Annotated in this window: 16 protein-coding genes; 9 read left to right on the plus strand and 7 right to left on the minus strand. The window is 63.9% G+C overall.

Annotated features, from left to right (window positions below; all coding sequences use genetic code 11):
- Window positions 1-199: 199 nt before the first annotated feature.
- Window positions 200-802, plus strand: coding sequence for a septum formation family protein (locus LFT47_RS18950; RefSeq protein WP_236813115.1), 603 nt, complete (start codon window positions 200-202; stop codon window positions 800-802).
- On the opposite strand, the gene clpB is transcribed toward LFT47_RS18950, so the two are convergent.
- Window positions 803-3,472 (minus strand): ATP-dependent chaperone ClpB, encoded by a 2,670-nt coding sequence (clpB, locus tag LFT47_RS18955; RefSeq protein WP_236813117.1) that lies wholly within the window; start codon window positions 3,470-3,472, stop codon window positions 803-805.
- Window positions 3,473-3,629: 157 nt separating this feature from the next.
- On the opposite strand from clpB, the gene LFT47_RS18960 reads away from it, so the two are divergent.
- The 8 genes from LFT47_RS18960 to LFT47_RS18995 all read left to right on the plus strand — a co-directional run bounded on the left by LFT47_RS18960 (window position 3,630) and on the right by LFT47_RS18995 (window position 9,867).
- Window positions 3,630-4,097 (plus strand): SRPBCC family protein, encoded by a 468-nt coding sequence (locus tag LFT47_RS18960; protein ID WP_236813119.1) that lies wholly within the window; start codon window positions 3,630-3,632, stop codon window positions 4,095-4,097.
- A 16-nt stretch (window positions 4,098-4,113) separates the two neighbouring features.
- Window positions 4,114-4,983: a DUF4031 domain-containing protein gene (locus LFT47_RS18965; protein ID WP_236813121.1), complete on the plus strand. Its 870-nt coding sequence runs from the start codon at window positions 4,114-4,116 to the stop codon at window positions 4,981-4,983.
- On the plus strand, window positions 4,980-5,759 hold the full coding sequence (locus tag LFT47_RS18970; protein WP_236813123.1) for a 2-phosphosulfolactate phosphatase: 780 nt from the start codon (window positions 4,980-4,982) through the stop codon (window positions 5,757-5,759). Before LFT47_RS18965 ends, LFT47_RS18970 begins: the two co-directional genes overlap by 4 nt.
- A gap of 101 nt (window positions 5,760-5,860) precedes the next feature.
- A complete protein-coding gene (locus LFT47_RS18975; RefSeq protein ID WP_272909597.1) occupies window positions 5,861-6,190 on the plus strand; it encodes a PadR family transcriptional regulator in 330 nt (109 codons plus the stop codon).
- A gap of 2 nt (window positions 6,191-6,192) precedes the next feature.
- Window positions 6,193-6,573, plus strand: coding sequence for a DUF1048 domain-containing protein (locus tag LFT47_RS18980; RefSeq protein ID WP_236813125.1), 381 nt, complete (start codon window positions 6,193-6,195; stop codon window positions 6,571-6,573).
- Window positions 6,570-7,370 (plus strand): ABC transporter ATP-binding protein, encoded by an 801-nt coding sequence (locus LFT47_RS18985; RefSeq protein WP_272909598.1) that lies wholly within the window; start codon window positions 6,570-6,572, stop codon window positions 7,368-7,370. The genes LFT47_RS18980 and LFT47_RS18985 overlap by 4 nt, the downstream gene beginning before the upstream one ends.
- Window positions 7,367-8,128, plus strand: a complete 762-nt coding sequence (locus LFT47_RS18990) for an ABC transporter permease (protein WP_236813127.1) — start codon at window positions 7,367-7,369, stop codon at window positions 8,126-8,128. Before LFT47_RS18985 ends, LFT47_RS18990 begins: the two co-directional genes overlap by 4 nt.
- 32 nt (window positions 8,129-8,160) lie before the next feature.
- Complete coding sequence (locus LFT47_RS18995; RefSeq protein ID WP_236813128.1) at window positions 8,161-9,867, plus strand: sialidase family protein; 1,707 nt, start codon at window positions 8,161-8,163, stop codon at window positions 9,865-9,867.
- 9 nt (window positions 9,868-9,876) lie between these two features.
- Here the strand turns inward: LFT47_RS18995 and poxB are convergent, their stop codons facing one another.
- From poxB to LFT47_RS19025, 6 genes are all read right to left on the minus strand, one after another.
- Window positions 9,877-11,613, minus strand: a complete 1,737-nt coding sequence (poxB, locus tag LFT47_RS19000; protein WP_236813130.1) for a ubiquinone-dependent pyruvate dehydrogenase — start codon at window positions 11,611-11,613, stop codon at window positions 9,877-9,879.
- Window positions 11,614-11,701: 88 nt separating this feature from the next.
- Window positions 11,702-12,103 carry a YccF domain-containing protein gene (locus LFT47_RS19005; RefSeq protein ID WP_236813133.1) on the minus strand — a complete coding sequence of 134 codons (402 nt, stop codon included), beginning with the start codon at window positions 12,101-12,103 and terminating at the stop codon, window positions 11,702-11,704.
- A gap of 64 nt (window positions 12,104-12,167) precedes the next feature.
- The gene (locus tag LFT47_RS19010; RefSeq protein ID WP_236813135.1) at window positions 12,168-13,244 is read right to left on the minus strand and encodes an ATP-dependent DNA ligase; all 1,077 of its coding nucleotides are present in this window, start codon (window positions 13,242-13,244) and stop codon (window positions 12,168-12,170) included.
- A gap of 64 nt (window positions 13,245-13,308) precedes the next feature.
- Window positions 13,309-13,782, minus strand: coding sequence for a hypothetical protein (locus LFT47_RS19015; RefSeq protein ID WP_236813137.1), 474 nt, complete (start codon window positions 13,780-13,782; stop codon window positions 13,309-13,311).
- 125 nt (window positions 13,783-13,907) lie between these two features.
- Window positions 13,908-14,381 (minus strand): SRPBCC family protein, encoded by a 474-nt coding sequence (locus LFT47_RS19020; protein WP_236813139.1) that lies wholly within the window; start codon window positions 14,379-14,381, stop codon window positions 13,908-13,910.
- Complete coding sequence (locus LFT47_RS19025; protein WP_236813141.1) at window positions 14,378-14,728, minus strand: ArsR/SmtB family transcription factor; 351 nt, start codon at window positions 14,726-14,728, stop codon at window positions 14,378-14,380. Before LFT47_RS19025 ends, LFT47_RS19020 begins: the two co-directional genes overlap by 4 nt.
- Window positions 14,729-14,828 lie beyond the last annotated feature (100 nt).

Consider the following 14,828-nt stretch of genomic DNA (forward strand, 5'->3'; position numbering starts at 1 on the left):
GCGATCGGTGAGGCCCCGGAATGTTTGGTCAATTTGTCGTATGTCTAGATTACATGCTTTCCGGAGCAACTGCTTGCCACGACCCCGCGAAAGCGGCGTCACACTTCCACAAGGCAGCATCACCGTCCGTCGGCATGAAAAACTTGGGTAGAGTCGCCCTATTATCGGGCCGCACGCAGGAAAGGCAGCAAACTCAGACATGGGCCAGGACAACACGATCCCGGGCAACAACGGTACAGGCGACAACGAGTCGCCGGTAGACCCTGGTTCAGGGACCCTGCGGACTGCCTTGGACGCCATAACGCGGTATCGGCTCATCATTGGCGGCATTGTGCTGGCTGTATTGATCCTCATCGGGGTAGTGATCTGGATCCTCGTTGGGGCCTTGGCCAACCGTCCGGTGGCCGCTTCCACCCCGGTCCCGGCCACGTCCACCAGCCGCGGCCCCCTTCCGGCCGACGTCGAGGCAAAGGACTACCAGCTGGGCGATTGCTTCGCCGATTTCGACTCCAACGCCACCAAGTCCAAAGTGGTGGACTGCACCACCGACCACTCTGCCCAGCTGGGCGCCATCTTCCGGTACAAGGCTGATGACACCTTCCCTGGTGCCACTGCCTTGCGCGACAAAGGCCGCGAAATCTGCCGTGATCTGATGCTCAACGAGGCCTCCACGAAGTACGCGCTCCTGCAGCAGAACGTGTACCCGAGCGCCACGAGCTGGGACAACGGCGACCGCCGCGTGGACTGCTTCATCGTGGTGAACTCGGGAAACACGCTCAAGGAATCGGTGCTGCAAAAGTAGCTACTCCTTCCGCCTCACCGTCAGGCCACTACCCGCCGGAGCCCCGCCGTCGGGACCCGTCAAAGCTTCGAGCCCCTCGATCGTGAGTTCGTCGACGTCGGCCGCCGTATCCACCAGCACCGTGTCGCCGTCCGCGATCTCTCCGGCGAGGATCTCCTTGGCCAAGCGGTCGCCGATCTCGCGTTGGACCAGCCGTCGCAACGGACGGGCGCCGTACGCCGGATCGTAACCGGACATCGCGAGCCAGGCACGGGCGCCGTCGCTGACCTCAAGGGTGAGTCGGCGGTCGTGCAGCCGCTTGGTCAGCTCGTCCACATGCAGCTCGACGATCCTGGCAAGTTCGTCCACGCTAAGCGGATCGAACAGGACAATCTCGTCGAGTCGGTTGAGGAACTCCGGCTTGAAGGACGCGTTGACCACTGCCATGACCGCATTTCGCTTCGCCGTGGCGTCCAGGGTCGGATCCACCAGGAACTGGCTGCCCGAGTTGGAGGTCAGCACCAGGATGGTGTTCCGGAAGTCCACGGTGCGGCCCTGCCCGTCGGTGAGGCGACCGTCGTCGAGCACTTGCAGGAGGATGTCGAACACTTCCGGGTGGGCCTTCTCCACCTCGTCGAGCAGGATCACGGAGTACGGGCGGCGGCGGACCGCTTCAGTCAGCTGACCGCCTTCCTCGTAGCCCACATATCCGGGAGGGGCACCGACCAGCCGGGCCACGGAGTGCTTCTCCCCGTACTCGGACATGTCGATCCGCACCATGGCGCGTTCGTCGTCGAAGAGGAAGTCAGCGAGCGCCTTGGCGAGCTCGGTTTTGCCGACGCCGGTGGGGCCCAGGAAGAGGAACGAGCCCGTGGGGCGGTTCGGGTCGCTGATGCCCGCGCGGGCCCGGCGGACGGCATCGGATACCGCGGCCACGGCCTTGATCTGGCCGATCAGCCGCTTTCCGAGCTCCTCTTCCATGTGCAACAGCTTCTGGGATTCTCCCTGCAGCATGCGGCCGGCGGGGATTCCGGTCCAGGCAGAAATGACCTCGGCGATATCGTCCGCCGTGACTTCCTCTGCGACCATCAGGGCGGGCTTCGCTTCACCGCGCGCTTCCCGGGCGGACTCTTCCTCGGCTGCCGCACTGAGCTCACGCTCCAATGCGGGCAGTTCGCCGTAGAGAATGCGCGAGGCAGCTTCAAGGTCGCCTTCGCGCTGGTTCTTTTCGGCGGCCGAACGCAGTTCGTCGATTTTCGCCTTGAGGTCGCCGACACGGTTGAGCCCGGCCTTCTCGGCTTCCCAACGGGCGTTCAGCGCCGACAGGGCTTCTTGCTTGTCCGCCTTGTCCGCGCGGAGGGCTGCGAGGCGTTCCACCGAGGCGGCGTCAGTCTCCCGTTCGAGGGCCAACTCCTCCATGGTGAGGCGGTCCACGGCCCGGCGGAGCTGGTCGATTTCCTCGGGAGCCGAGTCGATTTCCATACGCAGACGGGACGCGGCCTCGTCCACGAGGTCGATCGCCTTGTCCGGCAACTGACGGCCCGAGATGTAGCGGTTGGAGAGCGTGGCCGCGGCCACGAGGGCGGAGTCTGCGATCGCCACCTTGTGGTGGGCCTCGTAACGCTCTTTGAGGCCGCGCAGGATGCCGATGGTGTCCTCCACGCTTGGCTCGCCCACGTAGACCTGCTGGAAGCGGCGTTCCAGTGCAGGGTCCTTCTCGACATTCTCGCGGTACTCGTCCAGTGTGGTGGCGCCGATGAGACGCAACTCGCCGCGGGCCAGCATGGGCTTGAGCATATTGCCTGCGTCCATGGCGCTATCACCGCTGGCGCCGGCGCCCACCACAGTGTGGATTTCGTCGATGAACGTGACGATCTGCCCGTTGGAGTTCTTGATCTCTTCCAGCACGGCCTTGAGCCGTTCCTCGAATTCACCGCGGTACTTCGCGCCGGCCACCATGGATGCGAGGTCCAGGGCGATGAGGGTCTTGCCCCGCAGGCTTTCCGGGACGTCGCCAGCCACCATGCGTTGGGCGAGGCCTTCGACGACGGCGGTCTTGCCGACGCCGGGTTCCCCGATGAGCACTGGGTTGTTCTTGGTGCGGCGACTGAGGACCTGGACGACCCGCCGGATTTCACTGTCCCGACCGATCACGGGATCCAGCTTGCCGGAGCGCGCGACCGCCGTGAGGTCCGTGCCGTACTTCTCGAGCGCCTGGAAGGTGTTTTCCGGGTCCTGCGAGGTGACTTTCCGATCGCCGCGGACACCCGGCAGGGCGGCGAGGAGCGCTTCGTGGGAGGCGCCGGCGTCGCGCAGTAGCTTCCCTACGGCGTCGCTTCCGGCGGAGAGCCCCAAAAGGAGGTGCTCAGTGGACACGAAGGAGTCACCGAGTTTTTCCGCCTCGTTCTGGGCGGCCTGGATGGCCTGCATCGAAGGACGGGAAAGCTGCGCTTGCTGTACGGAACTGCCCGACGACGACGGCAGGGCCTTGATGGCCGAACTCGCCTGCACGCTCACGGCATCCGGGTCCGCTCCAGTGGCGCGCAAAAGCGCCACGGCGACGCCCTCGCGCTGGTCCATGAGTGCCTTGAGCAGATGGGCCGGCTCAAGTTGCGGGTTTCCGGCGGTGGAGGCGTTCATGGCCGCCGCGGAAAGAGCCTCCTGGCTCTTGGTGGTGAATTTGACGTCCATGGAAGAGCTCCTCTCGGGAAGACGACTGTTTCTCAAAGTTGAGTCTACTATGCTCAACTTTGACGAATCATCCCTGCGCTCCATGTTTGCCGACGGCGAAACTGCTGTCCATAGCCTTTCGGCACCCACTCCCGGCAAAGCGCCGTACGATATGCACATGGCACCCTTCACAGTCACTCGCAATGCGCTGATCCCCGCCGCGCCCGCCGACATCTTCCCCTTCGTCAACAACTTCCACGAGTGGACCAAATGGTCTCCGTGGGAAGCCGTTGACCCCAAGCTGAGCCGCAGCTACTCGGGCAACGAATCCGGCGTCGGAGCCAAGTATGCCTGGAGCGGCAACAACAAGGCCGGCAGCGGCACCATGGAAATCGTGGGCTCGGACGAGCCCGGCAAGATCGACATCCGCCTCGAATTCACCAAGCCCATGAAGGCAGTCAACCCCACGGAATTCACGTTCGTGCCCGAAGGGGACGGCACCCGCGTCACCTGGACAATGTCCGGTGAGAACAAGGGCCTCGGCAAAATCTTCGCTTTGTTCATGAACATGGACAAGATGGTGGGCGGCGACTTCGAAAAGGGCCTGACCGCACTTTCAGCGGTAGCCACCCGGAAAAACCCGTAGTTTCCTGGCTCGGGCCATGGCCGTCTACGTCGATCCGCCGCTGTGGCCCGCGCACGGGACTGTGTTTTCCCACCTCGTCTCGGACACGTCGCTCGACGAACTGCACGCCTTCGCCGAGGCCGCGGGGATTCCCGATCGCGCCTTCGACGGCGACCACTACGACGTCCCGGAACGCCGCTACCAGGATCTCCTGTCCGCAGGTGCCATCCCCGTGGAGGCCCGTATTTTGGTGCGCAAACTCATCGCGAGCGGCTTGCGCATCCCCGCCCGCCAACGCAGCAAAGCCCTCACCGTGCCCTTGCTGGAGCGCTGGAATTCGACGCTTCCGGGACATGAGGAGCTGGGTTTCGAGCTGCTCGAACGCTGGGGCGAGGACCATCGGAAGTACCACAGCCGTACGCATTTGCTGGCGGTCCTGGAAGCCTTGGATCTCCTCAGCGAACCCGCGCAGCCGGCACAATCAGTATCGTTGGCCGCTTGGTTCCACGATGCCGTTTACGAAGGAATCGCCGGGCAGGATGAAGAGCAATCGGCCCGGCTTGCGGAGGATCGACTGGCCCTTGCCGGACTTCCCGCGCCCGTGATCGACGACGTTGCCCGGCTGGTCAGGCTGACCTCCACCCACAGCCCCGGACCGGGAGACCATTTCGGCGCCCTCTTGTGCGACGCCGATCTGTCCATCCTCGGCGCGGAACCCACGGCTTACGCCCGCTACCTGGCTGCTGTCCGCGAGGACTACGCCCACGTCGGCGATGCAGACTTCGCGGCGGGCCGCACCGCCGTCGTCCGCCAATTACTCGCTTTGGATCCGCTCTTCCACAGCGAACGCGCGAAGACCCTGTGGCTTGATGCCGCACGCCGCAACCTGGAGGCCGAACTGTCATGACCATGGCGGGGACGGTGCCCCGGCAGCTTCCGTTCACGGTGAGGTTTGAATGGGGGCTCGACGGCGCCCGTGCGGTAGCGTCCGGAGCGGACCTTGCCGTCGTGGTTGACGTCCTCTCCTTCACCACCTGCGTCAGCGTCGCCGTCGACCGGGGTGCCATCGTGTTCCCCTACCCGTGGAAGGACATCGGGGCCGAGGATTTCGCAGCCCATCACGAGGCCCAACTGGCTGGTCCGCGGGGTGGAGGCGGACTGAGCCTCTCGCCGTCGAGCTTGCGGGACGCACGGACGCTAAACCGCGTGGTACTGCCTTCGCCCAACGGCTCCTCCATCGCGCACGAGCTCGCCCGGGAAGTCCCGCTTATCGCGGCCGTGTCATTGCGTAATGCAGCCGCCACCGCGGATTGGGTGGCGGCCGAACTCCCCGCGGATGCAGTGGTGGCGGTGATCGCAGCCGGCGAGCTATGGCCCGGCGGTTCACTCAGGCCCGCAGTGGAGGATCAGATCGGGGCCGGCGCCTTCATTGCCGGGCTCGCTGCCGCAGGGTGGGGCGGCTTCACCCCGGAAGACGGCAAGGAAGGTTTCGCGCCGGAGGCTGATGCCGCGATGGCCGTGTTCAACGCTGCCGAACCCCGGCTCCATGACGTTCTGCGAGACTGCTCCAGCGGCCGTGAGTTGATCGGTGCAGGGTACGCAGACGACGTCGAGATCGCCGCCGAACTTGACGCGGGGACCACCGTGGCCCTCTTGACGGACGGCGCGTTCCAGCGTCCCTGAGTGCGCTTCGGTTCGGTTTCCTTTGAGGGCTTGCACTTCCACTACTTAGCGCTACTATGTACTGGTAGCTAGTAACACTGAGTAGTGAAGGGAGGTGTCCAGTGGGCAAGCAGATGACGGAGATGCTCAAAGGGACCCTGGAAGGCATCGTTCTCGCCCTCCTGACCGGGAATCCCGCGTACGGGTACGAAATCACGACGCTGCTCCGGGGGCTGGGCTTCACCGAGATCGCCGAGGGCACCGTGTATGCACTGCTCGTCAGGATCGAGCAAAAGGGCCTTGTCGATGTCGAGAAGCGGCCGTCCGAGAAGGGGCCGCCGCGCAAGGTCTATTCGCTCAACGAGCAGGGCGAGAAGGAACTGGACGAATTCTGGAATACGTGGAGTTTCCTGTCCGAGCGACTGGAACAGCTCCGAAAGGGAGGAAAGTGAACATGGCCACAGGGTGGATCGAGCAGCTCACGGGATCGCTCGAACAGAAGAAGCAATACCGGCAAAACAAGGCACGCGTGGAGCAGCTTCCCGCGGACTATCGCACGGCGGCGACCGCGCTGGAACGGTACCTGATGTACTTCGGGGCCATCACCAAGGGCGAGATCCTGCTGCGGATGCTCGGCGATCTCACCGAGCTGTTCGAGCAGAGCGCCGCGGACGGAACGCCGATCCGCTCGATCGTCGGTGACGACCCAGTGGAATTCGCCGAAACGTTCATGCGCAACTACACGGTAGGTCAGTGGATCAACAAGGAGCGCGAACGCCTGGTCAGGGCAATCGACGCCGCTGCCGGAGACGATGGGAAGGAGAGGCAACCATGACCGGTGCATCCGCTATCCGTGAACCCGCGATCCGCGTGCAGGGCATGGAAAAGTCCTACAAGGAGTTGCACGTGCTGCGCGGTGTGGACTTCGACGTGGCACCGGGCACCATCTTCGCCCTTCTCGGCTCCAACGGAGCAGGAAAGACCACGATGGTGAAAATCATGTCCACGCTGCTGCGTCCGGACGCCGGCACGGCCACCGTGAATGGTTTCGACGTCGCGACCCAAGCACTGCGGGTTCGGGAATCCATCAGCCTCACCGGACAATTCGCGGCAGTCGATGAAATACTCTCCGGCCGGGAGAACCTGGTGCTGGTTGCCAAGTTGCGCCACCTCAAGGACCCCGGCCAGGCGGCGGATGATCTCCTCGCGCGCTTCAACCTGTCCGATGCGGCATCCCGGAAGGTGTCCGCGTATTCAGGAGGCATGCGCCGTCGCCTTGACATCGCCATGAGCCTCATCGGGCAGCCCGAGGTGATCTTCCTCGATGAGCCCACCGCCGGCCTCGACCCCGAAGCACGCATCGAGGTGTGGCAGGTAGTCCAGGAGCTCGCCAATCAGGGCACTACCGTTCTGCTCACAACGCAGTACCTCGACGAGGCCGAACAACTCGCGGACCGGATCGCCATCCTTCATCAGGGGCGCATCATCGCGAACGGCACTCTCGCCGAACTCAAGCAACTCCTCCCGCCGGCGAAGGTCGAATACGTCGAAAAGCAGCCCACCCTGGAGGATATCTTCCTCGCACTTGTGGGCAACGAGGGCAAGGTCGCGTCAAGTAAGGACCAGTCATGACCACACACTTCTTCGGAGACACGGCCGTCTTGCTGGGCCGGTCCATGCGTCACATCTTCCGCAGCGCGGACACCATCATCACCACCGCGATCACCCCGATCGCCCTCATGCTGCTGTTCGTCTACGTGTTCGGCGGCGCCATCAACACAGGCACGGAGAATTACGTCAACTACCTGCTGCCGGGAATCATGCTGATCGCGATAGGGTCGGGAATCGCATACACCGCCGTTCGCTTGTTCTACGACATGCAGAGCGGGATTTTCGAGCGGTTCCACTCCATGCCGATCGCACGATCGTCCGTGCTGTGGGCGCATGTGCTGACTTCCCTCGTCGCCAACGGGCTCTCGCTCGTGATCATCGTGGTGGTGGCCCTCCTCATGGGATTCCGCACATCGGCAAGCCTGCTGGCATGGCTCGCCATCATCGGGATCCTGGGGCTGTTCACCCTGGCACTCACCTGGCTCGCAATCATCGCGGGCCTGACGGCGAAGTCGGTGGACGGTGCCGGCGGGTTCTCCTACCCGCTGATCTTCCTGCCGTTCATCAGCTCGGCTTTCGTCCCCACGGCCACCATGCCGGGTCCCGTGCGCGCCTTCGCAGAGAACCAGCCGGTCACTTCGATCGTCAACACGATCCAGGACCTGTTTGAACAACGGCCGATCGGCAGCGACATATGGGTCGCTCTCGCATGGTGCCTCGGGATCCTCGTTCTCGCCTACTTCTACGCCGCGGCGGCCTACCGGCGCAGGACCAGCTAAGCACCCAAGGCGCCATCTCGTATCATGGAGGTGTGACCTCCTACCTCCAGAGCAATGGTGCCGCACTCCCCCAAGCCCGTCCCGACGTCGAGCACGTCCTGGCGGTGCGTGGCGCGGGAGGCTACCGGCAGTACCGCATCCCCGCGCTGGCTGTCTCCACGGCGGGAACAGTGCTCGCCGCCTATGACGGCCGGCCGAACCTCGACGACCTGCCCAATCCGATCGATCTCCTGCTCCGGCGTAGCGCGGACAATGGCCGCAGCTGGGAGGAACAGCGGGTGGTCCGCACCGGCCCGGGGCTCAATGGCTACGGCGATCCGAGCCTCCTGGTGGACGCCGTGACCGGGCGGATTTTCATGTTCCACGCTGCGGGGACGCATGCCGGTTTCTTCGAGGCGGTAGGCGGCCTGGAACCGGATGACGACGTGCAGCACTGCGACGTCAGCTTTTCCGACGACGACGGTGTCACCTGGCGGCATCGGCGGCTCACCGATCAGCTCAAACTGGGCAGCGTTGCGGGCGCTCGCGACCGCGGCATCACCGGCATCTTCGCCGCTGCCGGGCAGGGAATCCAGATGCACACCGGTCCGTTCGCAGGACGCCTGGTACAGCAATTCGTCGTGCTCGTGGACGGTGAAATCAAGGCGGCTTCCGCGTACAGCGATGACCACGGCGAGAAGTGGACGCTCGGTTCGCTGATCGGAAAGGGCCCTGACGGGGTTGGCCCCAACGAGAACAAGGTGGCGTGCCTCGACGACGGCCGCCTCCTCCTGCACTCGCGCGCCACTCCCCGGCGGGTGGCAGCAGTCTCCAATGACGGCGGAGAGACGTGGAGCCAACTGGAACCCGTGGAAGACCTCCCCGACCCAAGCGACAACGGCTCCCTGGTCCGCTTCGACGGCCTGCCAAGCGTGATTTCCTTGGCCACCCCGGCCACGAACAGCTGGCTGATCGCGAGCAATAACCAGGACACGTCCCTGCGGCGCAACACGGTTCTCAGCCTGTCCACGGACAACGGGGCCAGCTGGCCCGCCAAGCTGGTCTTATGCGCGGGCAGCTCGGGATACTCGACGGCGGCGCGACTTCCGGATGGCAACATCGGCGTCCTCTACGAGCGGCAGGGATACCGCGAAATCGTCTTCGTTTCCGTGCCGGTGGAGCAACTGACGAACCAGCTTTTGGCCTCGGCCGGATCGGGTAAGCCTGAAACCCGGCCCGACCACGTCGAGTTTCAGATGGAACTGCGCTCCATCACGCCCGGCCGGCCCGCTGTGTGGCAGAACGCCGGCGAATTCCATGTCATCTCCCCGGACCACGACGGCGAGTGGGACGTGCAGACCTGGAAGGAAGTGGGCCAAGGCTACTCCGCGGAGCAGGCACAGATCCTCGGCACCCGCGAGGCCCAGGACCTCAACTACGGGCCCGTCATTCCTGGCTACAAAGCCGGGGACATCCTCGCCTTCACCGGACGCGCGCGCAACCAGGGCACCCGGCTTGCGACCGGCGTCGTACTCCTGGGACCGCACGCCAATCCGGAGGACTTCCCGCCCGTGGATCTCGCACCGGGCGCGGAAGCGCTGTACTTCACGCCGGTGTATACCGTCACCCAGGAGGACCTGGCGCGGGACTCGCTTGAGCTGGCTTTCGCGGTGGCGTACGACGGCGGCGCACGGGCCGTGGAGCGCAGCTTCAGTTTCGATCTGCGCACGGGAGCCGTGACGGCTGGCCCCGTCCGGTAACCGTTCCGGCTAGAAGATTTGGCGGATGTTGGTCTTCGCGAGGTCGATGAGCTGGTCGCCGCGGCCCGAGAGAACCGTCCGGATTGCGTAAAGCGTGAAGCCCTTGACCTGTTCGGCGCTGATTGCCGGCGGAATGGACAGTTCCTGCCGGGCCGTGCGGACGTCGATGAGGGCCGGGCCGTCGTGGGCGAAGGCTTCAGCCAGTCCCGCCTTCAACCCGGAGGAGTTGTCCACCCGGACACCGCGGATGCCCAGCGATTCTGCCAGTTTGGCGAAGTCCGGATTCTCGAGCTCCGTGCCGAAATTGACGAATCCCGCGGCCTTCATTTCAAGCTCCACGAAGTTCAGCGAGGAGTTGTTGAAGACCACCACTTTGACCGGGAGTTTGTTCTGCACCAAGGTGATCAGCTCGCCGAGCAGCATGGTCAGGCCACCGTCGCCGGCCAGTGCCACCACTTGGCGACCGGGGTACGCGGCGGCCGCGCCGATCCCGTGCGACAGCGCATTGGCCATGGTTCCGTGGTTGAACGAGCCGAGCAGCCGCCGTCGGCCGTTCATGCCCAGGTACCGGGCCGCCCACACGGTGGGAGACCCGACGTCGCACGTGAAAACCGCATCCGGTGCCGCCAACTCGTCCACTAGCCTTCCCACGAACTGCGGATGGATGGGCTGGCCGTCCTTTGCAGGAGAGGCGAGGTCGTCGAGTTTGGCGCGGGACTTGGCGTAGTGCTTGAGCGAAGTACTCAAGTGTGTTCGTTTCCCCTTGCGCTCGATCAACGGCAGCAGCGAAGCCGCGGTGTCCTTGACCGTGCCCACAAGGCCAAGATCGATCTTGGCCCGCCTGCCAAGCTGTTCACCCCGGATATCCACCTGGACGATCTTGGCGTTCTCCGGGTAGAACTGCTGGTACGGGAAATCGGTGCCCAGCATGAGCAAGGCCTCGCAGCTCTCCATCGCGCGATAGCCGGAACTGAACCCCAAAAGGCCCGTCATGCCGACGTCGAACGGGTTGTCGTATTCGATGTGCTCCTTGCCGCGCATTGCGTGGACGATCGGCGCGCCCAGCGCGTCCGCCAAGGCCATGACCTCGGGGTGCGCACCCGCAGTGCCAGCGCCGGCCAGGATGGTGACTTTGCCGGCAGCGTTGAGAATGTCCGCTGCCTCGGCGAGTTCCCGCGGGTTGGGCCGGATTTCCGGCCGGGCGGCGCGAATCACCGCTGTGCGGTCGCTTTGCGACTCCGCGAGGGCGACGTCGCCGGGAATCACGACGACGGCGACGCCTCGCTTCTCGACCGCCGTCCGCATGGCGATCTCCAGGACCCTGGGCATCTGGGAAGGATGGGCGACGTGCTCGACGTAAACGCTGCACTCCCGGAACAACTCCTGCGGATGAGTCTCCTGGAAGTACTGGCTGCCGATCTCTTCGCTGGGAATGTGGGCGGCGATGGCCAACACGGGAACCCTGGACTTGTTGGCGTCGTAGAGACCGTTGATCAGGTGCAGGTTGCCAGGGCCACAGGATCCGGCGCACACCGCGAGTTCATCAGTGAGAGCGGCCTCGGCTGCGGCCGCCAACGCCGCGGCTTCCTCGTGCCGGACATGGACCCAGCGGATGCTTTCTTCCTCCCTCAGGGCGTCCGTGAATCCGTTCAGCGAATCTCCCGGAATCCCGTAGACGCGCTGGACGTTGTTGGCTTTGAGGGTGGCGACGATGTTCTTGGCGACGGTGTTCCTGGCGGCGGACATGGACTGTTCCTTTCGAGGGGAGGCAGTGCAGACACGGCCTACGCTACTCCGGAACAGTCCATGGCGCCTGATGCCGGCGTCGGGAGGGCTAGTGGTAGGTGCTGACGAACGGGCGGTTGCTAGGCACGATCTGCTTGCCCAGCGGCATGAGCGATACCGGTATGAGCTTCAGGTTGGCGATGGCCAGCGGGATCCCGACGATGGTGATGGCCATGGCGAAGGCCGTGACCACGTGGCCGATCGCGATCCAAATGCCCGCAACCAGCAACCAAATGACGTTGCCGATGAGCGGGAAGACTCCCCCGCCTCCGGGCTTGTCCACCACCATGCGACCAAACGGCCACAGGGTGTACGAGGCAATCCGGAACGACGCGATGCCCCACGGGATGGTGACGATCAACAAGCAGCAGACAATTCCGGCCATGAAATAACCCAAGGCCAGGACGAAGCCGCCGAAGACGAGCCAGATGATGTTGAGCAGCGTTTTCATATCTCCCATTGTCCCCTGCGGAACGCGGCCTGGGCCTAGGGGTTCGCCCTGAAATCTCCCTGATTTACGGTTTTCCTGTATCCAGGACCGCTGACAAATCGAACTTCACGGGTTCCTCAAGCTGCTCATAGGTGCACGACTCCGGATCCCTGTCCGGCCGCCACCGCACGAACTGCGTGGTATGCCTGAACCGCTCCCCTTCCATATGGTCGTAAGCCACTTCAACAACGAGTTCGGGCCGCAGGGGCGTGAACGACAGATCCTTCCCCGCGCTCCAGCGGCTGCCTTCGGCGTTCCGGGGTGTCCGGCTGCCTTCCTCCTGCTCGGCCCGCGCCCAGGGATGCCCATCGAACCCAGTCACGAGGGGCTGGAGTTCGTCGAACAGTTCCTTGCGTCTGTTCATCGAGAAGGATCCCACAACGCCCACGTTGGAAAGCCGGCCGCCGTCGTCATAGAGCCCCAACAATAGCGAACCAATAAGGCCGTCACCGGTCTTATGAACCCGGTAGCCGGCCACAACGCAGTCGGCGGTCCGCTGGTGTTTGACCTTGAACATCACGCGCTTGTCCGGTTGGTAGGTACCATCCAGCGGCTTGGCGAGCAGGCCGTCCAGGCCTGCGCCCTCGAACTGGTTGAACCACTGCTCTGCCGTTCCCTTGTCCCGGGTTGCCGCGGTGAGATGGATGGGAGCGGCGGCGCCTGCAAGTGCTTGTTCAAGCGCTGCCCGCCGTTCGACGAAGGGCCGTCCCGTGAAGTCCTCATCGCCAAGGGCGAGCAGGTCGAAAGCCACGAATTTCGCCGGCGTCTGCTCGGACAACAGCTTGACCCTGCTGGCCGCCGGATGGATGCGTTGCTGGAGGGCTTCAAAGTCCAAGCGGTCACCGGAGCTGCCGACCAGGATGATTTCGCCGTCGAGGACGCAGCGTTCCGGCAGGTTTGCCTTAAACGCCTCGATGAGCTCCGGGAAGTACCGGTTCATGGGCTTCTCGTTGCGACTACCGATTTCGACGTCGTCGCCGTCACGAAACACGACGGAGCGGAAACCATCCCATTTAGGCTCGTAGCTCATGGCGCCGTCCGGGATGGTGCCAACCGCCTTGGCAAGCATGGGTGCGACAGGGGGCATGACTGGCAGCTGCATGAAGCCATTCTTGCCGCGGTACCGGAACCGCGCTACCTGTTCATTCGCTTAAGTGGATAAAGGACTACTTGCAGTTGGCGCTCAGCCAAGTGGTTACGGGAGCCATCGCCTTTTCGAACTTGCCGCTCGAGTAGACGGTCTGGTCTTTCAAGCCTGCAATCGCAGTGTCCTTCAGATTGGTGAAATCAGCCTTGAGCGCGTCCGGGACGCGATCCGCCGTGGCGGCGAGCTCTGCCTTGTATTGCTCCAGCTCGGCGGTCTTTCCCTGCGCCGCAGACATTGGCAGCAACGAAGCTCCCGTCGCTTCTTTAGAGATGGTGGAGCACATTTCGGCTGCCGAGGCGAAGCCCCCGAATGGCCCCGATGAAGGAGTTGGGCTTGCGCTTGCGGAAGCGGAGTCGCCAGCAGAAGAGGGCGACGGCGTGCCCGCCGCGGAGCCCCCTCCCTGCGTGGCGCAGCCGGTCAGCGCCAATGCGGCGAAGAGGGCGACTGTCAGGTATCGGTAAGGGCTGTTGAGACGTTTCGGAAGGATTTTCAAAGGTCGCATTCTGCTTGATCGTCTGTGTCCGGAACCGTTCGGTCTCCAGAGCAATGGCATTCTGTCCCCGCCGTGGAGTGTAGCCCGAACGGGCCCGGACCTTCCAAGTTGACTTCGGGCCCCTTTTAGACCACTCCCTCTTCGCGCACCAGCAAGGTGTCCAGTTTGGTGAACGAGGTGCCCCATCCTTCGCGGGTCATGTCCACCCATTCGTCCGAGTCGAAGGGACCCTGTGTGAGATGGAGCCGCGTGCGGCCGCCGTCCAGTACCTCGAACTCAAGGCGCATTTCCAGCAAAAGTGGGATCCCGGCGTCGGGCTCTGCTTTCTGGGTGGCGACCAGCAGGGCGGGCGGATCGTAGGCGGTGATGACGGCGTCGATGGGTGATTCCTTGGCGACGCCGTCCTCCTCCCATGTCATGACGAGCTGCCAGACTCCGCCCACCCGGGGGTCGACGACAATCCGGTCACGCGGCGAGTCCACGCCCACCGGCCCGAACCAGGCGGCGAGCTGCTCGGGGTCCACGAAGGCCTGGAAGACGAGCTCGCGTGGAGCATCGAATTCGCGGGTCATGGTGAGGATGTGCTGTTCCGTGTTCATTGCTTAGCTCCTGGATCCTTTGAATCGTGCTGAATCTTGCGTAGGTGGGCGTCGAGGCGGATAAAGCTGGCATCCCAGAAACGCCTGTATTTGTCCATCCATTCGGTGGCTTCGCGCAGTGGTTCCGCTTCCAGCTTGGAAGACCTCCATTGCGCATTCCGGCTCCGGCTGATCAGCCCTGCGTTTTCCAGGACCTTGAGATGCCGCGAGACGGCGGGAAGGCTGATGTCGAACGGTTCGGCAAGCTCGTTCACGGTGGCCTCACCCTCCGAAAGCCGGGCCAGAATGGCCCTACGGGTGGGGTCGGCAAGAGCCGAGAAGATGAGACTGAGCCGGTCTGCTGACATCGCTGGCGCCTCCGTATTTTACTGCTCGGCTAATTAACCGATACGTTAAATATGCGATGCCAGACGGCGCCTGTCAAGGGGTTTCTCCTGCGACGCTCGC

This window comes from Arthrobacter sp. FW306-2-2C-D06B (assembly GCF_021789175.1).
Lineage (GTDB): Bacteria > Actinomycetota > Actinomycetes > Actinomycetales > Micrococcaceae > Arthrobacter.